This window comes from bacterium, from assembly GCA_024742285.1.
Lineage (GTDB): Bacteria > Myxococcota_A > UBA9160 > UBA9160 > UBA4427 > UBA4427.
On sequence record JANSYR010000008.1, the window covers coordinates 259,272 to 281,238 of the forward strand.

The 21,967-nt window shown below is 69.1% G+C and carries 23 protein-coding genes; 12 read left to right on the forward strand and 11 right to left on the reverse strand.

Annotated features, from left to right (window positions below; genetic code table 11):
* Positions 1–17 precede the first annotated feature (17 nt).
* The 4 genes from NXI30_16400 to NXI30_16415 are packed head-to-tail and all read left to right on the forward strand — an operon-like array spanning position 18 to position 2,918.
* Positions 18–518, forward strand: coding sequence for a globin domain-containing protein (locus NXI30_16400; protein MCR9095803.1), 501 nt, complete (start codon positions 18–20; stop codon positions 516–518).
* Entirely contained in the window at positions 515–949 is a 435-nt protein-coding gene (locus tag NXI30_16405; GenBank protein ID MCR9095804.1) for a CBS domain-containing protein, read from the forward strand. The genes NXI30_16400 and NXI30_16405 overlap by 4 nt, the downstream gene beginning before the upstream one ends.
* Before the next feature lie 5 nt (positions 950–954).
* Entirely contained in the window at positions 955–2,328 is a 1,374-nt protein-coding gene (locus tag NXI30_16410; GenBank protein ID MCR9095805.1) for a wax ester/triacylglycerol synthase family O-acyltransferase, read from the forward strand.
* 35 nt (positions 2,329–2,363) lie between these two features.
* A complete protein-coding gene (locus tag NXI30_16415; protein MCR9095806.1) occupies positions 2,364–2,918 on the forward strand; it encodes a hypothetical protein in 555 nt (184 codons plus the stop codon).
* Between the two features lie 22 nt (positions 2,919–2,940).
* Here the strand turns inward: NXI30_16415 and NXI30_16420 are convergent, their stop codons facing one another.
* The 7 genes from NXI30_16420 to NXI30_16450 all read right to left on the reverse strand — a co-directional run bounded on the left by NXI30_16420 (position 2,941) and on the right by NXI30_16450 (position 9,199).
* Positions 2,941–4,005 carry a hypothetical protein gene (locus NXI30_16420; protein MCR9095807.1) on the reverse strand — a complete coding sequence of 355 codons (1,065 nt, stop codon included), beginning with the start codon at positions 4,003–4,005 and terminating at the stop codon, positions 2,941–2,943.
* 222 nt (positions 4,006–4,227) lie between these two features.
* Positions 4,228–4,722, reverse strand: a complete 495-nt coding sequence (locus tag NXI30_16425) for a CBS domain-containing protein (GenBank protein MCR9095808.1) — start codon at positions 4,720–4,722, stop codon at positions 4,228–4,230.
* Positions 4,698–5,726 carry a hypothetical protein gene (locus NXI30_16430; protein MCR9095809.1) on the reverse strand — a complete coding sequence of 343 codons (1,029 nt, stop codon included), beginning with the start codon at positions 5,724–5,726 and terminating at the stop codon, positions 4,698–4,700. Before NXI30_16430 ends, NXI30_16425 begins: the two co-directional genes overlap by 25 nt.
* Positions 5,723–6,502 (reverse strand): acyltransferase family protein, encoded by a 780-nt coding sequence (locus NXI30_16435; GenBank protein ID MCR9095810.1) that lies wholly within the window; start codon positions 6,500–6,502, stop codon positions 5,723–5,725. The genes NXI30_16430 and NXI30_16435 overlap by 4 nt, the downstream gene beginning before the upstream one ends.
* A complete protein-coding gene (locus tag NXI30_16440; GenBank protein ID MCR9095811.1) occupies positions 6,499–6,918 on the reverse strand; it encodes a pyridoxamine 5'-phosphate oxidase family protein in 420 nt (139 codons plus the stop codon). Before NXI30_16440 ends, NXI30_16435 begins: the two co-directional genes overlap by 4 nt.
* A 251-nt stretch (positions 6,919–7,169) precedes the next feature.
* Positions 7,170–7,751 (reverse strand): universal stress protein, encoded by a 582-nt coding sequence (locus NXI30_16445; protein ID MCR9095812.1) that lies wholly within the window; start codon positions 7,749–7,751, stop codon positions 7,170–7,172.
* A gap of 170 nt (positions 7,752–7,921) precedes the next feature.
* Positions 7,922–9,199, reverse strand: coding sequence for a cytochrome P450 (locus tag NXI30_16450; protein MCR9095813.1), 1,278 nt, complete (start codon positions 9,197–9,199; stop codon positions 7,922–7,924).
* Positions 9,200–9,338: 139 nt separating this feature from the next.
* Between NXI30_16450 and NXI30_16455 the strand changes: the two genes are divergently transcribed.
* Together NXI30_16455 and NXI30_16460 are read left to right on the forward strand one after the other, a co-directional pair.
* Entirely contained in the window at positions 9,339–9,971 is a 633-nt protein-coding gene (locus NXI30_16455; protein ID MCR9095814.1) for a TetR/AcrR family transcriptional regulator, read from the forward strand.
* A 76-nt stretch (positions 9,972–10,047) separates the two neighbouring features.
* A complete protein-coding gene (locus NXI30_16460) occupies positions 10,048–10,776 on the forward strand; it encodes a DUF2490 domain-containing protein (GenBank protein ID MCR9095815.1) in 729 nt (242 codons plus the stop codon).
* Between the two features lie 26 nt (positions 10,777–10,802).
* Here the strand turns inward: NXI30_16460 and NXI30_16465 are convergent, their stop codons facing one another.
* The 3 genes from NXI30_16465 to NXI30_16475 are packed head-to-tail and all read right to left on the reverse strand — an operon-like array spanning position 10,803 to position 13,532.
* Entirely contained in the window at positions 10,803–11,666 is an 864-nt protein-coding gene (locus NXI30_16465; GenBank protein ID MCR9095816.1) for an SDR family NAD(P)-dependent oxidoreductase, read from the reverse strand.
* A complete protein-coding gene (locus tag NXI30_16470) occupies positions 11,663–12,643 on the reverse strand; it encodes an SDR family NAD(P)-dependent oxidoreductase (protein MCR9095817.1) in 981 nt (326 codons plus the stop codon). The genes NXI30_16465 and NXI30_16470 overlap by 4 nt, the downstream gene beginning before the upstream one ends.
* A gap of 4 nt (positions 12,644–12,647) precedes the next feature.
* Positions 12,648–13,532, reverse strand: a complete 885-nt coding sequence (locus tag NXI30_16475; protein ID MCR9095818.1) for a TIGR03620 family F420-dependent LLM class oxidoreductase — start codon at positions 13,530–13,532, stop codon at positions 12,648–12,650.
* Positions 13,533–13,687: 155 nt separating this feature from the next.
* On the opposite strand from NXI30_16475, the gene NXI30_16480 reads away from it, so the two are divergent.
* The 6 genes from NXI30_16480 (at position 13,688) to NXI30_16505 (ending at position 21,457) form a co-directional block, all read left to right on the forward strand.
* The gene (locus tag NXI30_16480) at positions 13,688–13,843 is read left to right on the forward strand and encodes a hypothetical protein (protein ID MCR9095819.1); all 156 of its coding nucleotides are present in this window, start codon (positions 13,688–13,690) and stop codon (positions 13,841–13,843) included.
* Positions 13,844–14,088: 245 nt separating this feature from the next.
* On the forward strand, positions 14,089–16,224 hold the full coding sequence (locus tag NXI30_16485; GenBank protein ID MCR9095820.1) for a hypothetical protein: 2,136 nt from the start codon (positions 14,089–14,091) through the stop codon (positions 16,222–16,224).
* Positions 16,225–16,383: 159 nt separating this feature from the next.
* Entirely contained in the window at positions 16,384–16,731 is a 348-nt protein-coding gene (locus NXI30_16490; protein ID MCR9095821.1) for a PilZ domain-containing protein, read from the forward strand.
* 107 nt (positions 16,732–16,838) lie between these two features.
* Positions 16,839–17,660, forward strand: a complete 822-nt coding sequence (locus NXI30_16495; GenBank protein ID MCR9095822.1) for a thioesterase family protein — start codon at positions 16,839–16,841, stop codon at positions 17,658–17,660.
* Between the two features lie 70 nt (positions 17,661–17,730).
* The gene (locus tag NXI30_16500) at positions 17,731–20,343 is read left to right on the forward strand and encodes an insulinase family protein (GenBank protein ID MCR9095823.1); all 2,613 of its coding nucleotides are present in this window, start codon (positions 17,731–17,733) and stop codon (positions 20,341–20,343) included.
* 49 nt (positions 20,344–20,392) lie between these two features.
* A complete protein-coding gene (locus NXI30_16505) occupies positions 20,393–21,457 on the forward strand; it encodes a beta-lactamase family protein (protein ID MCR9095824.1) in 1,065 nt (354 codons plus the stop codon).
* A gap of 21 nt (positions 21,458–21,478) precedes the next feature.
* Here the strand turns inward: NXI30_16505 and NXI30_16510 are convergent, their stop codons facing one another.
* Positions 21,479–21,892, reverse strand: a complete 414-nt coding sequence (locus NXI30_16510) for a nuclear transport factor 2 family protein (protein ID MCR9095825.1) — start codon at positions 21,890–21,892, stop codon at positions 21,479–21,481.
* Positions 21,893–21,967: the final 75 nt, after the last annotated feature.

A 21,967-nucleotide genomic window follows, 5' to 3' on the forward strand; every position in this document is an offset into this window, starting at 1 on the left:
CCGGAGCGAGGATCCCCGTGCCGACGGTGAACGCCCTCCCCGCTCCGACGTCCACGAGGGCGGAGGCCGAAGTCGCACCTTCGCCCTCGGAGCAAGAGCAGGACCGGGAGGCGCTCGAAGCGATCGCGGAAGCGATCGCGGAGGACGGGGATCGTTTCGTCGACGCGCTCTACGCCGACTTCTTCGCCCGCTGCCCCGCGGCTCGGCCGCTCTTCGGCGAGCACGCCCTCTCCGAGCAGGAGGAGATGGTGAGCGAAACTTTCCGCGCGATCGTCGCCTGGCTCGACGACGAGCCCTGGCTGGACGACAACCTGATCGCGTTCGGAGAGAGCCACGTCGAGTACGGCGTCGAGGAGGGGATGTACCCCCTCTTCGTCGAAGCGCTCGTCGAGACCGTCTGTGCCTGCGCTGGCGTCGCCCGGACCTCGGCGGGCGTTCTCCTCCTGCGGGAGAGCCTGGAGCAGATCACCGGGGCGATGGCCACGCGATCGCCGATCCAGAGGAAGTACGGGGCATGAGCGGATTGCGAACGGTGCGGGAGGTGATGTCTCCCGAAGTGACGACGCTTCGAGAAGACGACTCGCTCTCGATCGCCGACGACATCATGCAGCTCGGCCGGATCCGCCACCTGCCCGTCGTCGATTCCGAGGGACGCGCCGTCGGCGTCGTGAGCCAACGCGACCTCTTCCGCGGCGCCATCACCTCCCTGCTCGGATACGACGACCGTGCCAAGCGGCACGTGCTGAACGCGATCAAGGTGACCGACGTGATGGCGAGTCCTGCTCGCACGATCGCCCCCGACGCGAACCTGACCGAGGCCGCACGCCTGCTGGACGAGCACAAGATCGGCTGCCTCCTCGTCGTCGAACGCGGCGACCCGGAGGGTGAGCTCGTCGGCATCCTGACCGAAGGCGATTTCGTCCGCCTTCACAAGCCCGCGCGCCCCTGATCCCCATGGAGTCCCTGAGCCCCCAGGACGCCACCTTCCTCTACGTGGAGAACGAGTGCAATCACATGCACATCGCCGCGGTGGCGGTCTTCGAGGGTCCCCCGCCCGCGCAGGCCGAGATCGAGGCGATGGTCGAGTCCAAGCTCGACCGATTGCCGCGCTATCGGCAGCACGTGCGCGAGGTGCCCTTCGATCTCACAGAGCCCTACTGGATCGACGTCTCCGACTTCGACCTCGCCTACCACCTGAGGCGGACGGCCCTGCCGCGGCCGGGCTCCGAGCTCGAGCTCCAGAATCTCGTCGGCCGGGTGATGTCCCAGAAGCTCGATCGGGAACGGCCGCTGTGGGAGATGTGGGTGATCGAAGGGCTGGCCGAGGACCGGTGGGCCATCCTCTGCAAGACCCATCATTGTCTGGCGGACGGCGTTTCCGGCGCCGCGCTGCTGGCGACGATGCTCGAGTCCTCGCCCACGGCGACGCCCCCCGCGCCCTCCTCCTGGAAGCCACGTCCTCCTCCCCGTGCGAGCGAGCTCGTCGCGACCGCGCTCCGTCGCGGCTGGCGCATGCCGACCGAGGGACTCCGTGGCCTTCGCTGGGCCGCGACCGCGCCGGGCCGCGCCCTCCAGGAGCTCGGCGCCTTCGCGGAAGGGCTCCAGAGCTTCCGCGCCGGCGCCGCGGACACCCTCGAGACCACGCTCAACGGGCCGATCGGCCCGCACCGGCGCTGGCGCACCTTCTCGGTCCCGCTCCAGACCCTGAACAAGATTCGGGCGACCCATGGAGGGACGATCAACGACGTCGTCCTGACCGCCGTCGCGGGGGGCTTCCGGGCGCTGCTCGCGTCCCGCGACGAACCGGTCGAAGGGTGCAGCGTGCGGACCCTCGTCCCGGTCTCGACCCACCGCGCCGGCGAGGACGAGGGGCCGGGCAACCACGTCGCGGCGATCTTCGTCGACCTTCCGCTCGACGAAGCGACGCCCGGCGATCGTCTCGCCGAGGTCCTCGCCGAGACGGCCCGCCTCAAGGACGAGCATCAGCCCGAAGCGACGAAAGCGCTGAGCGCGATCGTAGACCTGTCACCGCCCGCGCTCCTCTCCTTCAGCGCAGGATTCCTCTCGGCGTTCGAGCAGCACAGGGTCCAGACGGTCGTGACGAACGTGCGTGGGCCCGGCGTGCCCCTCCATGCGCTCGGCCGCCGCCTCGTCTCGGTCGCGCCCTACGTCCCACTCTGGGGATCGATCCGGCTCGGGATCGCGGTCTTCTCGTACGCCGGCGACCTCGCCTTCGGCATCACCGGCGACTACGAGAGCGCCGCAGACATCGACGTGCTGGGTGAAGGCATCCGAGCGGCCCTGGCGTCGCTCTCGCAGAGCGCCTGAACGCCCGGAGCTCGAGCAGGACGAGGAGGATCCCGATGGCCACCCCGCGAATGCGTCCCTCGTTCCGGATCGAGACGTCCTGCTCGAACGAATGCCTTCAGGACGCCTTCGCCGAGCGGCTCGCTGCGAGCGCGGGCCGGGTCGTCGGCACGCTCAAGTCGGGGCATTGCGTCCTGGAGGTCGACGCCCGCGAGCGACGATTCTGGACTCCCAGCCTCGATCTCATGTTCGATTCGGCGTCCGCAGACGCGCCCGAGCGGACGGATCTCTGGGGCACGTTCTCGCCGCGTGCCGAGATCTGGACCGCGCTCGTCTTCGCGATGGGGACCCTCGCGATCGTGAGCTTCTTCGCGACGATGATCGGTCTCGCCCAGTGGGCGATCGGTCATTCGCCCATCGCCCTGATCGTACCGGTCGTCGCCGCCGTGATCGCGGCGCTGCTCTATCTCGCCGCCCTCGTCGGACAGGGCTTGAGCATCGCCGAGATGTACACGCTCCGCGCGTTCCTCGACGACTGCCTGCGCGACGCCGAAGCGCGAACCGCGCGGGCGACGCCGCCGGTGAGCTCGCGCGAGACTGCCGCGCTCTAGCTCACCGACGGCGGCGTCTCTCCTAGAACGTGTACGAGGCCATCCAGGTCGCTCGTTGCTCGAAGATGTCCTGTCGCTGGGACAGGACACGCTCGTAGGAGAAGCCGAGCGACAGGCCGTTGCGGAAGGGGACGCGCAGGCCCCAGGCCATCGTGATCAGGCTCTCGCCCGCCATTCCCGGAGAGCCGAGGTTCGCGACGTCGGCGCCTTCACCGCGTTGGTCCGCGGTCACGCCGAGGCCGTTGAGCGCATTCTGCGCCGCCCGGAGCGAGAGTCGCCCGAGGGAGGTGTCGAGGGTGGCGCTGCCGTCGCCGCTGTCGACCCAGGTCATGCCGTTCAGCTCGATGAAGGGCACGACGAAGTCGGCGCCGGGAATGACGTCGGTCTCGAAGGCCTGGTCGAGATGGAGGTTGTAGAAGATCGACGTGCTGTCGTGGTCTCCGTCCACCGGCAGCTGCGCACCGAAGTCCGCGATCAGGTGGATCGCTTCGGGACCGAAGCCGACGGACACCGCCGGAATGAAGACGCCGTCGCCACGCCCCTGCAGGATGTCGTCGGAGCCGAGAGGAATCTCGTAGCGGAGGCTCGGCGTGACGATCAGGCCCGCCTCGCGGTCGTCGATGGCGGCGTATTTGAACCCGGCGGTGATGTCCGTGAAGCCCTTGTCGTTGCCGAGCAGGCCGTTGTTGGGGCGCAGGACCGTGTAGCCGTCCTTCGTTGCGATGAACGCGAGCCGGTCGGTGATGGCGAGACGCGCCTGGAGCGCGATCACGCCGGCTTCGCCGCCGTCGAAGACCGAGTCGGAGGGGAAGTCGTGGTAGATGCCCACGAGGTTCAGCTCCGTCGTGATGTACGGATCCTCGAAGAGGTAGGGCATCGACATCGGCGCGACGTGGCCGGCGGGCCTCGCCTCCCGGTCGCAGCCGAAGTCGGGCAGGAGTCCACTGCAGTCCTCGGCAGACCGCGCCGCGATAGGAAGCAGGACGAGGATGGCCAGGAGGACGAGCCCGAGTCCGATCGACATCCGGTGTGTCGGAGGGTGCGCGACGGCCGACGCGGTGGTTCGGGTCTCCCTTGCCTCGATCATGATTCTCTCCTTGGTGCGAGGTCGATCCCGGCCGACGCTCCGTGCGCCGACCTCGAGTCCAGGGTGTGCAAGTGAAGTGCCACGATGACGTCGACGTCAGTCGCGTGACGCCGAGTCGATCTCGCCGAGGCGCGACACGCTGTCACCGCGGTTCGGGCGAAGTGCGACTCGCCGACACGCCCGGAGGCACGACCGGAGCCACGGCCGGAGGCACAGCCAGCGCTAGGCGCCGAGTCCGAAGTCCGCGATCGCGCCAGCGAGGTCGAGGCTGGTGACGATGCCGACGAGCACGCCGGACTGTCCGTCGACGACGGGAAGACGGTGGATGTGATCCGTCATCATCCGGCGAGCGACGGATTCGAGGGACTCTTCGGGGTGGGCCACGACGGGATTCGGCGTCATGACGTCACGGACGCGATAGGAGACGAGGGCATCGCCCAGGCTCGCCGCGTCCCGAGCCATGTACTCGAGGGCGGAAAGCGGCACCGCATAGCCCGTGGTGTAGTAGGGCGCCGGATGGGCGTTCTCCTGCTGTCCCTCCCAGAGGGTCCGGATCACGTCGCTCTGGGAGGCGACGCCGACCAGACGGTTGCCCTCGACGACGGGCGCCCCCGATACGCCGCACTTCACGAGCATCGTGTCCATCTCGTGCAGCGTCATGTCGGGAGCGAGCGAGAAGATGCCCGTCGTCATTACGTCCGCGGTCGTGATCGCCATCGCTTTTCGTTCTCCCTTCCCGGCGAGCCGGTCGCCGAGCCAGCCCGAGGAGTCTCCGCCCTGGCCGCGCGGATCGCCTGGACGCAGGTCCGCTGGTCGTGCTTGGGTCGGAAGCCGGCGCGTTCGATCTTCGCGGTGTCGACGACCTGGCCGAAGCGCGCGAGCGCGATCACATCGTCGGTCAGGTGGGCCACGCCGAATCGGTCGAGCAGGGGCGAGAGCGCGGCGGCGCTGACGGGAAGTACGGGCGTCTCAGCGCCGTCCACCGTCCGTGCCGCCGTCGCCCACCGGATCTGACCTTCGGAGGCGACGTTGAATACGCCGGCCAGCTCGTGAAGGACGGCGAAAGAGACCGCCGCCGCCGCGTCCTCGACGTGCAGCAACTGGATCGGCGGATCGAAACCGATCGGAACCGGGACGGACTCCCCGGCGAAGATGCGCGAGAGCGCCCCATTCAGGCCCTGACCGACGAGCTGCTGGAGACGCAGGATCGACACGTTGATCTGGGGATTGCGGAGGGCCACGTCCCGGGCGTAGTCCTCCGCCTCGGCGATCGAGGCCTCGCGGCTCGCCGGATCGAGGGCCCGGGAGGCGTCCTCCCGCTGCATCAGGCTCGCGTAGCTGTCGACCGGATAGACCCCGGTCGTGGAGAGTGCGACCCAGCTCCGGATCCGGACGTCCTCGTGTCCGACCGCCGCCCCGGTGCACATCGTTCCGATCACGTCGGCTTCCGTACGCGATCGCCGCTGCCCCGAGCGGTCGGGCGCCAGCCCGCATTGGACGACCGTGTCGATCGCGTGGGAGCGCAGGTAGGCGACGAACTCGCGGTGGTCCGACGAGAGCGGGATCGTCTCGAGATCGGCGGCGTGCGGGGCCCGCGCGTCCTTCCGGGTCACCACGCCGCCCACGAACTCGACGTCGGAGCAGGCGCGCAGCGCATCCATGATCGGCGCGGCGACCGGGAGCTGCGCATCGGTGACGACGACTCGACGCGGGGCGCTCATCCTTCCCACAAGCTCCTTCGCTTTCGGTACAGGTCGTCGAGCGCGGTCTGCATCTCGCTCCGTACGTGCTCGGCCCGATCCATCAGCAGGCTCCGGGACTCCGGCGAGCCGTCTACCTGGATCGGCGGCAGGACCCGCGCACGAATCTTCACGGGCAGGTGGGCCACCGAGCCGAGGAGCGGGCCGAGCATGAGCGAGTTCCAGGTGATGGGCATCGTCTGGTTGTTCAGCGTGAGGGTGCTCATCGTGGGCGTCGTGTCCTCGGTCCCCATCAGAACGATCGGCACGATCGGAACACCTGCACGCATCGCCGTCTCGACGAAGCCTCCGCGTCCGAAGCGCTGCAGCCGGTAGCGCTCGGAGGCGGGCTTGACCGGCCCCTTCGCGCCTTCCGGAAAGACCAGCACGAGACGGTCGTCCTCGGCGAGGAGGCGGTGGGCATTGTCCGGGTGGGCGACGACCGATCCGATGCGATTGAGCGTGCGCCCCATGAAGGGAATCCGGAAGAAGCCGTGGTGCGCGAGCATGTAGACCGCACGCCGCTTCTCGACCTGGATGCCGTGCTGGATGATGCCGCCGTCGACGGGCATCATGCCTGCGTGGTTCCAGACCAGGAGCGCACCGCCCTCTTCCGGGACGTGCTCGAGGCCCTCCCACTCGACGCGGAACCAGGAGCGGTAGGCCGCGGCGAAGAAGCCGTTCTCGGGATGGCCCTCCGTGTCGCGACCCCAACGATCCTCGACCGTCGTTCCTCGCTCTCCGGGGGTCGCCGTCATGACGGCACCTGCATCGGCTGGATCTCGCGGCCCGAGATCGTGTCCATCGTCAGCGCGACGAAGTGGTGCTTCGGGGATCGCACCCAGGGACGAAGCGGCAACGACTCGACGTCGTCGTCCGCAAGTCGCTCGTGCAGTCGCCCCGTCACGACGACGCTGCGCCCGGTGTGCTCGAAGGCGTCGACCGCGCTGATCACGAACGAAGCGGGCTCTTCACCCTGGGCCGCGGAGAGGATCTGGCCCTCACCGGTCCGGATGACGACCTGCTTCTGGTCACACGCGAAATTCACCGGTCGGAGGATCGGTGCCTCGACGCCGCAGAGGGCGAGGACGCCGACGCCGGGCCGAGCGAGGAGCCTGGCGCATTCCTCGTCGGTGAGGATCCGGGTGCCGTCTCCGGCGTCGTCTTCGCGCATCGCAGTCCCTCTTCGCTCCGGCTGCCGCCGAGGCCGGGAGGCGCGCCGCCGCTACGTCGCCGTCGCTCTCTGGCCATTCCTCCACACAAGGAGCAAATTCCGGGCCATCTCGCCTCGCTTCGAGCTCCGCGACGCCACGCCGAAACCCGTGCGAGCGAGACATTCGGGCACGCTTCGCGTCTTTCGGACTCAGATGGACGCGAACGAGCCCCGCGCGCGCGTCAGGCCGCGCACGCGGGTCAGGGCCTTCTTCAGGGAGACGGAACCGTCAGGACGGGGCAAGGGGCCGTCCGCACGACCTTCTCGGCCACGCTGCCCAGCGCGAAGTGCTTGATCCCGGTGAGGCCGCGGGTGCCCATGACGATCAGATCCGCGTGCCGCTCGACCGCTTCGTTCACGATGCCCATCGCGGCGGGGACGCCGATCGCGATGCCTTCGCACACGACGCCGGTCGCGGCGACCTCCTTTGCGGCGGCCTCCACGGCGTCGCGAGCGCTCTTCGCGACCTCCTCGATCAGACCCTCGGGCAGCGTATAGGTGCCGGAGAGGGTCGGTCCCGGCAACGGAATCGGCAGATCGTAGGCGTGGACGAGCACGATCTTCGAATCGAGCTTCCGGGCGTAGTCGATCGCCATGTCGGTCGCGTGCGCCGCGGGCGTCGAGAAGTCCGTGGCCACCAGGATCGTCGCGACCTCCAGCGCCTCGGGCTCCGCGCCACTCTCGGCGGCCTCGCGTCGCGCGCGCATCCGCTCGATCAGGCGGCGGTTCTCCTTGTCGAAGTAGGCGTTCTCGAGGGCGTGCTCGCGCTCACTCAGCGGGTTCTTGTAGGACATGATCCGATCTCCTCGTTTTCGCGCGTTGGCCGGACTTCGCGTGGGTCCGCGACTTGTCGTCTCGGGGCGGTCCGTGTCAAGCCGAAGGATGCCGAAACCTGCCGGGCTCCGCCGCGACCGATCCCGCGCGCCCCGGGCGACCGCGTTCGCGCACCGCCTCGCGCCGTCGATTACCAGGGGTGGACGCGCACCGGCAGCTCGCTGAAGCCCTTCACGAAGCACGACTTCACGCGCACCGGCGGGCCGACGACCTCGACGAAGCGGAAGCGCTTCATGATCTCTTCCCAGAGCACGCGGAGCTGCAGTTCGGCGATCCGGCTCCCCATGCAGAAGTGGACGCCCCAGCCGAAGGAGAGGTGCTTCTTCGATTCCCTGCGATCGATGAGGAACTCGTCGGCGCGCTCGATCGCGTCTGCGTCGCGATTCGCCGAGACGTACCACATCACGACCTTCTCGCCCTTCCTGATCGTCTTCCCGCCGAGGACGGTGTCGCGGGTCGCCGTGCGACGCATGTGGGCGAGCGGGGTCTGCCAACGGATGATCTCGTCGACCATGCTGGGAATCACGCGCGGATCGTTGCGGAGCTTCTCGTACTCGCCCGGGTTCTCGTTGAGGGCGAGTACGCCACCGGTGATCGAGTTCCGCGTCGTGTCGTTGCCGCCCACGATCAGCAGCATCAGCGTCCCCAGATAGGTGGCAGGATCGAGGTCCTGGGTCGCATCGGCGTTCGCGAGGGCGGTCACGAAGTCGAGGCTCTCGCCCTGCTTGCCCTTGCGGTCGTGCCAGAGCTTCGTGAAGACGTCGAGGCACTCGAGCAGCGCGGCGCGCGCTTCTTCCCGGGTGACCCCCATGTCCTTCAGCTGGTCGGCGCTCGCCGTCGTGATGTCGCTCCAGAAGGTGAGCTGCCGCTGCTGCGCCCGGTCGAAGTCGAACATCGTGGCGAGCATGCGCGTCGTCAGCTCGACGGACACGTTGTCGACCCAATCGAAGGTCTCGCCGACGGGAAGACGGTCGAGAATCTCGCAGACGAACTCGCGGATCAGCGGCTCGAGCTGCTTCAGGTTGCGCGGCGACGAGACCGGCTGCACGACCTTGCGATGAGCGGTGTGGCGCGGCCCGTCCATCGAGATGAATCCCGCGTTCTGCAGCACGCCCCCCGGCGGCGGGTCGAAGATCACGACGCTCGGGACCGAGGAATAGGTCTCGGGGTTCTTCTCGACCTCGACGATGTCGTCGAATTTCGTGACGGACCAGTACGGGCCGTAGCCACTCTCCGGGCAATAGTGGACCGGGTCCTCTTCGCGGAGTCGTTCGAACCATCGCCAGAGCTCGTCGCTCGTGAAGAGCGCGTAGTCGGAGACGTCGATCTGCTCGAGCGGCACGCCGTACGGATCGACGCCGACCTGCTTCCGCTTCGTCGGCACGGGGCTCGCGACGGCTTCGCTCATGACTTCTCCCCCAATCCCGACTCGGGCGGCGAGCCCGATCGAGGCGAACCGGGCGGGTCGCTCGGAAAGCTCAGTCTATGGGCCATTCCATAAACAAGCAAGCTTGCTGGTTTGTTAACTCCGCGCTAAAGGAACGGAGATGAGCGAGACCGCCGAGAGAGCCGCGAACGAGGCCCCGCGGGTGCGTCGCACCCAGAACGAACGAACCGCCGAGACCCGGGCCCGGGTCCTCGACGCGGCGATCGACTGCCTGATCGACGAGGGCTACGCGGGCACGACCACGAAGCGGATCGCCGAGCGGACGGGCGTGTCTCGCGGCGCCCAGCAGCACCACTTCCCCAAGCGGCACGACCTCGTGATCCAGGCCGTCATCCACCTCGCGAACCGCCGGCTCGAAGAGCTCCGCGCCGACGCGCAGCGCCTGACGACGGCCGAGGATCGCGTCGCGCGACTCCTCGACCTGCTCGAGCAGAGCCTGACGGGGCCCCTCTTCTTCGCCTCCCTCGAGCTCTGGGTGGCGGCGCGAACCGACCCCGCGCTCCACGAAGCGCTCTACACGGCGGAACGCCAGCTCGGCCGGACGATCGGCGCCCTGACCGCGGAGGCCAGCTCGATCGCCGCGAACGACGAGCGCTTCGAAGACCTGATCGAGCTCACGATCCACCTGCTTCGCGGAATGGGCCTGCAGCGCATCCTGCGCGAGGACGACGCGAAACGACGCCGCCACTTCGAGCTCTGGAAGCGGATCGTCCTGCAGACGATTGCCGCGTAGTCGGCGAACACGCCGAGATCGTGGCCGCCCCCGACCGGATACTGATCCCCTCCGAACAGCGTGCTATTCCGTGCACATGCTGCGCGATCTCATCCGCCTCGTCTCGACCGACCCGGCCCGTCGTACGCTCTTCGTCGTCCTCTGTCTCTGGATCTGCCTCGTAGGCCTCGGGCGGACCGCGAGCGCGATCGACCACGATGCGGGCGTCTGGCTCGTCAATCAGGTCGAAGTCCCGCTCGGAGAGCGACTCGCCGTCCACGCCATGCACCAGAGTCGCTGGAGCGACGAGGTCGAGCGGTACGAGCGCACCATCGTGCGCCCCTGGATCTCCTACCGCTGGCCGGATCGCGGGCACGTGGCGATCGGCTACGACCACCACGAGTTCGAAGGCCCCGACCGCTGGGAGCGGCGCGCCTGGCAGCGCGTCGCCGTCCAGCATCCGCTGGACCGGCTGACCCTCCTCGGCCACGTCTGGATCGAGGAACGGTTCTTCCAGGGCACGGACAACGTCGCCGTCCGCGCCCGTTTCAACGCCGGCGCGTCCGCCCCGGTGACCGCCGACCTGTCCGTCGTCTTGCGCGACGAGATCTTCTTCGATCTCAACGGCACGACCCGCATCCGCAACGCGGGTCTCGGCGAGAACCACCTCGTGCTCGCGCTGAGCCACAAGCTTCCCGGCCAGCTCGTCTTCGAGATCGGCTATCTGCAGCAGTACCTCGACCGCCGCGGAAACGCCGACGTCTACAACCACTTCCTGATGACCGGGTTCAGCTGGCGCGCGCCCCAGGTCGCGGACTGGTTCTGAGCATCCGGCCCGAGGGCCTCGGTTCGTCAGTCCATCGCGCCGAGGGGCGGCGGCGGACGCTGCGGGTCCGTTCCGTCGAGGATCCCGCGTAGGCGTCCCTCGACCATCGAAGCCCACTCGGGATGGGTGAGGATGTAGAACCGCTCGTCCCGGATCGCGTCGAGCACGACCTCGCCCGCCTGCCGCGCGGGCATGCCGGTCCCCAGGAAATGCTTCATGCCGGCGACCATCTGACGTCCCTGCTCGGTCGTGAGATGGGACTTCACGCCGTCGGGCCGAAGCTCTTCGTAGCTGTCGAAGACGTTCGAGGTCACGAAGGCGGGACACAGGACCGAGCACTTCACCGCGTCACTGACCGATGCGAGCTGGTCCTGCAGCCCTTCGGTCAGGGCGACGACACCGTGCTTCGCGGTCATGTAGACGGCCTCGGGAGAGCTCCCGGTGATGAGCCCACCCATCGACGCGGTGTTCACGACATGGCCTTCGCCGCCCTGCTCGAGCAGGATCGGCACGAAGCTGCGGATGCCGTGCACGGTCCCCATCACCATCGTCCGGAGATGCCAGTCCCACTCCTCGAGCGGGGCCTCCCAGAGGAGCGAGCTGCTGCTCGCGACCCCGGCGTTGTTGCAGACCACGTGGACCGCCCCGAAGACTTCGAGGGTCCGATCCGCCAGCGCCTGGACCGCCGCCGGGTCCTGCACGTCCGTCACGACCGGCTCGACGCTCGCCCCCTGGTCGCGCAGCGAAAGGGCCGCCGCCTCGAGCGCATCGGCCCGGACGTCCGACAACACGATCTTCATGCCCGCGGCGGCGAACGCCTCGGCGAGCCCCAGCCCGATTCCGCTCGCGGCGCCGGTCACGACGGCGACGCGCCCTTCGAAATCCTTCATCCCCTACCACTCCCCGGCTCGTCCGCGTCGACCGACTTCGTCACGGAAGGCTCGTCCTCCGCGGGCATGCCGAGGTGCACCATGTTGTCCTGGGTCGACCGGAAGACCGTCCACCCGGTGTCGTCCATCGCCCGCCCGACGGCCTGCCCGACCTCGTCGAGGTCTCCCTCCGCCGGCTGGACACCGCCCGCCGCGTATACGACGCGGGAGAATCCGCCTCCCCCCGCCGTGAACGTCTCACCGGACACGTCGCATCGATCGCTCACGAGCCAGCCGACGAGTGGCGAGATCCGATCGGAGCCGAAGTCCGCGTGGAGCCGCGTCTTGAAGTCCGAGTCGGGAAGCAGCGCCGTCAGCCGCGACCACGCCGCCGGGAGCAGCTGGTTGACGCGGATGCCGTGGGCTGCGCCGAAGATCGCGGCGGTTCGCGTCAGGCCGAAGAGCCCAGCCTTGGTCGACGAGTACGCGGCGATCTCGTTTCCGAAGCACGCGGGCGAGCCCGTGTTCACGATCCGTCCGTAGCCCTTCTCGATGAAGTAGGGCCACGCGGCCCGTGCCGTGTGGAGACAGCCCAGGAGCGTCACGCGGAGGTGGCGCTGCATCTCCTCCTCGTCCACGTCGGGAAAGAAGGCCGCGCTCGCGATGCCGGCGTTGTTCACGACGATGTCGAGACGACCCCAGGTGTCGAGGGCGCTCTGGACCATGTCCTGGGCGGTCCGTGGATCCCCGACGTCGCCGGCGTTGGCGATCGCTTCGCCGCCGAGGGCGCGGATCCGCTCGGCGGCCGCCTCCGCGACGCCGGCGTCGACGCCCTGGACCGGAAGGCCGAGGGTCCCTCCGCCGAAGTCGTTGAGCACGATCCGCGCACCCCGCTCCGCGAGGAATCGGGCGTGGGCGAAGCCCAGACCGTCGGCGTCCCCCGCGCCGGTGATCAGGGCGACGCGGCCCTCGAACGCCTTCGATGACGCCGTCGACATCGGCTCACGCGTCCTTCAGGAGCGGCGCCAGGCGCTCGATCGTCTCCACGCTCGGTCGCGTCGCGTCGTTCGCGTCGAGCGGCTGGATACAGACGTGGGTCGCGCCCGCTTCGCGGTGCTGTCGAACGCGATCCACGAGCGCCGACTCGTCGCCCCACGCGACCACCGCGTCGACCACGCGATCGTTGCCCCCGTCGTTCAGCTCTTCCTCGGTGAAGCCGGAACGCATCAGGTTCTTCCGGTAGTTCGGCATCGTGAGCGGCCCGGCCATCGCCTGTCGCGCCCGCGCCCGCGCCTTTTCCGGGTCGGACTCGAGCAGGATCTTCTGCTCAGGACAGAGCCAGGCACCTTCGCCCATGATCTCGCGCGAGCGACGGGTGTTCTCCGGCGGCGCGAAGAAGGGGTGGGCACCGAGGGTCCGTTCGGCGGCGAACTTCAGCATCAGCGGACCGAGCGCCGCGAGGATCACCGGAGGCTTTTCGTCGAGCTCGGGTCCCCACCACATGGCGTTGTCCATCTTGTCGAGGTACTCGCGCATGGACGAAAGCGGGGCCGGATAGGTCTTGCCGAAGAGCGGCTCGACGGCGGTCTGATGGGAGACGCCGAGGCCGAGCAGGAAACGGCCTCCGGACTGGTCGTGCAGCTCGCGCTGGGCACAGGCCGTCGCCTGCGCCTCGCGAAGATGGACGTTGACCACGCCGGTGGCGATCACGAGTCGCTTCGTGTGCTGGAAGAGCATGGCCGCGTGCGCGAAGGGGTCGCGACCGAACGCGTCCGGGATCCAGAGCGCGCCGTAGCCGAGGTCTTCGACGTGCTGAGCGAACTCGATCGCTTCGTGGGCCGCGAATCCATCCATGCGGGTCCAGACGCCCGTCGCGCCGATGTCCATTCGAGTCTCCTGACAGGGTGAGCGGCGACGTGACGCGGTCGGCCGCTCGCGAACTCTAGTGCCCTGCCGACCGGAATGCCGACCGGCCGTGCCGCGTTTCGACGAGCGAGCTCTGGTACACCCTCCTACACCCCGCCTCGAAGGAGACCCGTTCCATGGCCAGCCGAGCCTCCTGCCTGATCACGGGCGTCGGTCCCGGAACGGGAACCGCCCTCGTCCGTCGCTTCGGGGAGGCGTACGAGATCGCCATGATCGCGCGAGAGGCGGACCGGCTGGCCGAGCTCGAGCGGTCTGTCCCCGGCACCCGTTGACCGGGAGAATCGCAGCCGGCCGTCGCCCCGGCCTGCCCGTCCGGTCACCCAGGAGCGCGCTCGGCCGTGCGGCACGCGGTCGCGACCGCGCATCCACCCAGGCGCCCCGCGGCGGAGCGATCCGCAGCCCACCGGCACCGCCAGCGCAACCTCTCGCCGACCGGGCCGTATTCTCGCACCGCCCGGTCCGGATCTGCTAGGTCTGAGGAGCGACCTGCGCGGTCGCCGACGAGGGTGACCCGATCATGCTGCTCCTTCCCTCCATCTCCCCCGCGACCGCTCCCCGGATCTCGCGACGCCGACGACGCGCGCTCCCATTCCTCGCCTTCCTCGCGGCTTCGCTCTGCGCCGCCGTGGCGCACGCCGGGTGGTCCTCGATCGACGCGCCCGGTCCGCAGATCGGGCTCTTCGACAACGATCTCTACGTCGACGAAGACGGCGAAGTCCTGCGCATCGAAGTCGCCCTCGCCTACGGCGGCCAGCGCTTCCTCCGCTTCGGCGACATCGCCTTCGATCTCGACGCCTACGACGTGGTCGTGATCCCGGAGCTGGAGACCGGGGCGCTCGAACCTGCGCTCTCGCCGGCGGCGACGACCCACCTCCTCCAGTACGTGCAGACGGGCGGGGTCCTCGTCTCCTTCCGGGCCTCGGCGAGCCGGGACCACGCACTTCTCGGGAGCGTCTTCGGATGGACGGGACTGAGCGAGGGGGCTCAGAACATCGTCACTTCCCTGAACGCGACCAACGCCGTCGGGACCCCCTTCGCAGGCGGACCGGCCACGCTTCCGACGCGGAGCGCGACGCGATCGACGCTGACCACCTCCTTGCCGCCCGAGGCGCTCTCCCTCTACGACGACGGAACCAACACCACCGTATTCGTCGTGCGTGTCGGTCTCGGCTGGGTCGTGTCGATCGGCTGGGACTTCTTCAATGCGGCGCCCTCGGGACCGACGGATGGCGAGGGCTGGCTCGACGTCCTCCTCGCGACTCCCGAGTTGGCTCTCCCGCGACGAGACCGGGAGGTCGGCCTCTTCCTGGGCAACGGCTACGTCGATACCGACCCGGGCGACGCCAACTCGGAGGCGTCGAACATGGAGGCGGTGATCCGCGGTCTGCGCATCCCGGCGCGTGGCTTCGCGGGCCGGGACGAGGTCGCCGAAGTCTCGCTCTTCGCCGACGACGCCCTCGTCGACTACGACCCGGCGAGTGGAAACGTCGATTCGGAAGCCGTCCTGCTCGAGAGCGGCCTGATCGAACGCGGCCACGAAGTCACGGTCTTCACCGGGCCCAGCGTGCTCCCCAGTTCTCTCGCGTCGAACGCGGAAGTCATCGTGATTCCGGAGCTCGAGAACGGGGATCTGGCGGCGCTCCTCGACCAGACCGAACTGGATCAGTTGCACGGCTTCCTGCGCGGCGGCGGCACCCTCGTCCTCTTCGGCGACATCCAGGGCCGCAGCCTCGCCGTCGCCGACGCGCTGCTCTTCTCGACCATCGCGCCGACGACGGTCGTCTCCTCGGGCTCTGCCCAGCTCGTCACGACCGCCGCCGCGAACACGCTCTTCGAGGGCGGCCCCGCCGCGCTTCGGCTGCAGAGCGCGACGGCTCTGGTCGACGAGACCACGCTCCCGCCTCCGGCGCGCGCGCTCTACACCACCTCGTCGGGGGACGTCGCAGCCTTCGTCGCCCCGGTGTGGAATGGCGGCCTCGTGTGGCTGGGATGGGACTTCTTCGCCGCCGCGCCCGACGGCCCCGAAGACGGAGGTTGGCGCGACGTGCTCGACCGGGCCCTCGCGCTCCGAGGCTCCTTCGAACGGGACCTCCCGGGCAAGGACGTCGTCGTGATCCCGGAGCTCGAACGCGGAACCCTCGAAGCCGACCTCTCCCCCTCGGCGAGCGCTGCCCTCGTGGACTACGTGACGAACGGCGGGCGCCTGGTGGTCGGCGGCGGCCAGTTCGACGCCGAAACCTTCTTGAACGCGCTCTTCAGGTGGAGCCTCGTCTCGGTCACGCCGACGACCGCGACCACCCGCCTCGCGACCACGATCGGCACCGACTTCGACAACGGACCGGCGAGCCTGCCGACCCCGAGCGCGACGCGCCATCTCGACCGCGGATCGCTTCCGGCCGGCAGCGTCCCTCTCTACGAAGCCGCCGGAGAGGTCGGCGTCCTCTCGGTCCAGGTCGGGCGGGGTGAGGTGATCTACCTCGCGTGGGACTACTTCGGGTCCGAGCCGGTCGGGACCGCGGGCGAGGAATGGGTCACGATCCTCGAGCAGGCCGTCCCGGAGCCGGCGACCACCACGATGTTGGCAGTGGGGACCGCCTTGCTCGCGCTGTCGGCACGGGGACGGCAGCGTCTGCGCAACCACCGCGCGCCCTGACCGGAGAGGCGACGCCTCCCCCCTGCTCGTCGCACGCTCGCCGCGCGCACCGCGGCGTCGCTTCCCCCTGACACAGTTCGGTGGCTCAAGCCGCTCGACGGAACGGTCGATCTCTTCGACGGAGGGCCGCCACCCCCCGACCGCCGGAGGCGCAGCGCGATGCGAGACCGTCGAGCGACGAGAGAGCCGGAGACCGAACGACGAGCCGCGCAGCGCGTCGCCGTTCGATGCGAGGTGGAGTTCCTGTGTGGCGGCGTGCTCTACGTCGCGAACGCCGAGAATCTGAGCGTCCAGGGCGCCTTCGTCGCGACCGAAGTCGGCGTACCCCACGGACTGCCGGTGGACGTCAGCCTGACCCTCGACGACGTCGCCGACCCGATCAAGATCGTCGGAAAGGTGGTGCGCGTGGCGCGCCGGCGCGATGAGCGCCCGGGCTTCGCGATCGAGTTCGACGCCCTCGACGACGCGACGCGTGCTCGCCTCCAGCAGGCCGTCGAGTCCTCCTGAAGGCACGCTCGCTTCCGACACGCCGGGCGGGCTGAGAGCAACCCCGACGACTTCGGGTTCGCTCCGAACGCGAGCCGTTCCGGACGCCTCGCGTCTATCGTCTCCGGATGGAGAATCGATTCGACCGAGACACTGCCCTCACCCGCCTGACCGACGGACGCTTCGAGGTCCGAATCGACCGGGGCTGGTGGATCATCCGCGGGCCGAACGGCGGCTACATCGCGGCGATCCTCGCGAAGGCCGCGGCCGCGACCATCGACGATCCGGGTCGGCCGCTCCGCTCGCTCACCATCCACTTCCTGCGCCCGCCCCAGGAAGGCCCTGCCGAGGTCGAGGCGGTCGTCGAACGCTCGGGGCGCACGGTCACGACCGTCAGCGTGCGCCTCCTGCAGAACGGCAAGGTCCAGGCCATCGCGACCGCGGCCCACGCGGTGCCGCGGAAGATGGAAGGCTTCATCCATGCGGCGATGCCCGACGTGCCTCCGCCGAGCGAGTGCGCCCCTCGCGTTCGAACCCCGACCCCGGACGGCCCGACCCTGCACGAGCGCTACGACCAGCGCTTCACGATCGGCCCCGCTCCCTTCAGCGACGAGCCGCGCACCCGCGAGGCGCGCAGCGGTGGATGGATCCGTCTGAAGGAGTCCCGGCCCTGGGACGCCGCCGAGATCGCCGCGATCAGCGATGCCTGGCCGCCGGCGGTCTTCGCGTCCTCGGACATGCCCGAGACGACGGGAGGCGTCCCGACCGTGGACCTCACGGTCCATCTCCTGAACCCGGAGGCCCTCGCCGCCCTCGCGCCCGAGGCCTTCGTGCTGGTCGACTTCACGACCCGCGCCGTCCAGGGCGGCTATCTCGAAGAGGATGGCGAGATCTGGAGCGAGGACGGAATCCTGCTCGCCCAGGCGAGACAGGTCGGGGTCGTGATCTGAGGAGCCGGCAAGGTCCCTCGCTGACCGCGCGGCGGATGTCGCAGCACCGGGCAATCCTATGCTCCGCGCCATGCAGATCACGTCCCTTCACCGAGGCCCTTCGTTGACCGCGCGCTCGAGCGTGGCACTCGCACTGATCCTGACCGCGGTCCTCGGCGGGTGCAGCACGCCCCGCATCGATCCCGAAACCTCCGGCAGCCTCGACCGCCCTCCCCTCGAAGTCTTCGGTCACCGCTTCGAGCGCCGTCGGCTCGCGAACGGACTCGAAGCGCTCGCGGTTCGGGAATCGGGCGCCGAGACCGCGTCGGTCTACGTCGTCTATGCCGTCGGCACCGGGGACGAGACCGACGACGTCGCGGGGATCAGCCACCTGACGGAGCATCTCCTCTTCAGCGGGACTCCGACGACGCCGAACGGCGCGCACGAACGATTCGTCGAATCGATCGGGGGCGAAGGGAACGCATTCACTCGCGCCGACTACACCTTCTACTACGACCACGCGATCCCCCTCGCGGAGCTCGATCGCGTCCTCGCGATGGAAGCGGACCGCGTGCGCGGACTCTCCTTCGAGACGGGGGCAGTCGAGTACGAGCGGGAACGCCTCGTTCGGGAAGAAGAAGGCGCCAACACCGGCCGTCAGCGCCGGGAGCAGCGCGTCGACCGCGCGGTCTTCGGTCCGGCTGGGTACGGCAGTCAGCGGGTCGACGACGAGGGACACACGCGGGCCAAGGACCTCGACGTCTCCGTCGTGCGCGATTTCTACGACCGGTGGTACGTCCCGAACCGCGCCGCGGTGGTCGTCGTGGGCGATCTCGATGAACGACGGGCCCTCGATGCCGTGGAACGGGCCTTCGACGCACTCCCCGCCCGACCGGAAGCCGATCGGATGCGACGCGGGGATGCGCAGAAGGAGCCGCGCGCCCCCACCACGTCGCGCTTCGAAGAGGATCTGACGCAGGCGCGCGTCGACCACGCCTGGATCGGTCCCGCATGGCGATCCGAAGCCGGGGACCCGACCGAGCGACTCGCGTTCGAAGTCCTCGAGCGCGTCTACGACGCGCGTTCTTCCCGGGTCCGCGTCTCGAGCGGCGATCGGATGCGTGCGGACCGGATCACCCTGACCGCCTCGGGACCCGACGCCGAGAAGAGGCTGCGGGAGCACGCCGCAGCGATGCGCTCACAGGCCATCACGCCCGACGAGCTCCGGAGCGCCATCCTGGCCATCGAACGCGAGTGGGCGTCCGCGCCGCTGCGCGGTCGACCCTATTTCTCGCTCGCCGGGCGGATGGGGATCCTGAGCGCCGTCGGCGACCCCGAGTACCTGAACGACGGCCTCGACGCGCTCCGCCAGCTGACTCCGGAGCGGGTTCGCACGGCGGCCGAGCGTTGGCTGCTCCCCGAAGCGCGGTTCGCGGTTCGATTCGAGCCCGGCGGCGCGTCCCCGTCCACCGCAGCGGGCGATTCCTCCGATTCCCCGGAGACCCTCGCGCGACGTGCGGAACGCGCGGCCGATTCCGGAGATCTCGCGGGCGCCGCCCTCGCCTACCAGCAGCTGGCCGATTCGGTCGACGACGCCAAGATGCGCGTGATCGCGCTCTACTCGCTGGCGCACGTCGAGCGACGACGCGACCGGCTGATCGAGGCCCGCGCGGCGCTCCTCGAAGCGCTCGAGATCGTGGAGTACCCGGCGGTCCGCTCGCTCCTCGAGGAGATCGACGAGGAGCTCTCGACCGGCGAACGCGCAACCGCGACGGCGAGCGCCGAGTCCGCCACGGAATCCGCCTCGCCCCCGGCGTCCGGTTTCGGCGTCGCGAATCCGGAGAGCCTCGCACCCGAGATCGTCGCGCGCGCGGAGCAGTGGATGCGACGCATCGAGGAGTGGCGTGGCCTCCCCTTCCGCGGCGACCTGCGGATCGAGTATGGCGTCGAAGGCGAAGAAGAAGACCTGGCCGGCTTCTACTCGCCGGCGGAGCAGCGCCTGGTCGTGATGGCCGGGCGAAGCGAGACCTTCTCGGACGGGACGTTGCTCCACGAGATCTTTCACGCGCTCCAGGACCAGCACTTCGACCTCGCTCGTCTGCACGACGAGGCCGACTCTCCGGACGCGCATCGCGCCCTCTCCGCCTTGATCGAGGGCGAGGCGATGCTCGCCGTCTCGGACCTGATGGGATACGACTTTCTTTCGCATGCCACAAACTTCGACGCCTACCCCGTCGACCGGAACCGCTTCGACAAGGTCTTCCGCTACGGGGAGGGCATGCGCTTCGTGATGGCCCTGCGCGAGTCGGGCGGCTGGTCCCGAGTCGACGAGGCCTGGCGCCGCCCGCCGGATCGGACCGTCAAGATCCTCGACCCCTCGCTCTGGCTCCAGGGCGAAGAGAAGGACGCGAAGACGCGCAGCACCTACGGGGCCTACTCCGCCTATCTCCTCCTTGGGGGTGCCCCGGACTCGCGGCCCCATGCCCGCGCGCTCGCGACGCTGGTCCGCAGCGACCGGATGGAGGAGTCGACCGACGGGTCGCCCCAAGCGGGGTCGCGTCGGTGGACCCTGGAGTTCGCTACGGCAGACGCTGCCCGGCTGTTCCGCTCGCTCGTATCGGGACGAGAGGGCGTGCGGATCGTTCCCTCGGAGCGCGACGAACCGCAGGTGACGCTCGACCTCGACGGAACCTGGCTCCCTTGATCGGCCAGCGGCGCTTTCGTCGCGGAGATCGAAGACCTAGCTTCCCCGAATGCCGTCCTTGATCCCCCTTCCGCCGCAACCGGAAGACGTCGCCTGGCCGACCGACGCCTGGCCGACGGCCGAGCTCGATCCGCGGGTCGATCGAGTCGCGATCGATGCGCTCCTCGCTCGCGCCTTCGCGGTGCCCGAGCCAGAAGATCTCGAGCGAACCCACAGCGTCGTCGTCGTCCACCGCGGCGCACTCGTCGCCGAGCGCCATGCCCACGACGTCGCCCCCGACGACGCGTTCCGCTCCTGGTCGATGGCGAAGAGCATCACCGCCGCTCTCGTCGGCATCCTCGTACGCGACGGGAAGCTGGACATCCACGCCCCGATCCCCGTCAAGGAGTGGGACGCGTCGGACCTGCGCAGTCGGATCACGATCGACCAGATGTTGCGAATGGTCGATGGATTGCGCTTTCGGGAGGCGGAGGCGCTCCCGAACGGCGGAGTGAAGTACTACCCGGACGAGGAGAACGACGTCGTCCAGATGCTCTTCGGGCCCGGTCGCGACGACGTCGCCGCCTACGCCTCGACGCTTCCGAAGATCGCGGAACCGGAAGCGCGCTGGAACTACAACAGCGGCGCTTCCAACCTGCTCGCCCGCCTCGTGTCGGACACGGTCGGCGGAGGCGAAGAAGGCATGCGCGCCTTCATGGAGCGGGAGCTCTTCGGTCCGCTCGGCATGCGGACCGCGAAGCCGGTCTTCGACGGCGCGGGGACCTTCGTCGGCTCCGCCTACTGCCCCTGCAGCGCGCGGGACTTCGCCCGCTTCGGCCTGCTCTTCTTGCGCGACGGGGTCTGGGAGGATCGACGTCTCCTGCCCGAGGGCTGGGTCGACTACGCGCGCACGCCCACCGCGGTCTCGGAGGGTCTCTACGGCGCCCACTTCTGGACGGTCCCCGGAAGCCTCGGGACCTTCGAGTGTCATGGCGCCTTCGGCCAGCGGATCACGATCGTTCCGAAGCTCGACCTCGTGGTGGTCCGCCTCGGACAGACGTCGCCGGCGAAGGTCGGGCACGTCGTCGCCTTCGACAAGGCGATCGTCGATGCGTTCCGTCCGACCGCGGACTGAGCTGCGGCGATGAATGCACCGTCAGCCGATCGCCGAAGCCCTCGGCGCCTGCGGGTTGTAGTACTCGCGTAGGCGACGAACCCGACCGTCCTGCATGTACCAGTAGCCGACGTAGCGATTGGCGTAGGGCTCACCGGTATCGAGGAAGCGACCGTCACAGAAGTACTCCGCGATCAGCAGCTGTTCCTCTTCGATCCAGTGCGTCCCGGTCAGCTGGAGGTTCATCTGCTGGACGGGCAGGAAGCTGCCGACGTAGGCGCGCACGTTCTCGCGGCCTTCGACGACGTTCGACTCGCCGGGCTTGAAGTACGGGAGCTCGAGAACGTAGTCCTCGGTGTAGTTCTCGCAGAGCAGATCGATGTCCTGCTTCAGCAGCGCTGCGAAGCACCGCTCGACCACGACGACCGCATCCTCGATTGACATATTTCCGCCCATGTCGCCTCCTCACTTCGGGTCCCCACCGATTCTACCCATGCAGAACGTCTTCGCTCGCGCGAGCCGTCGCCGCCG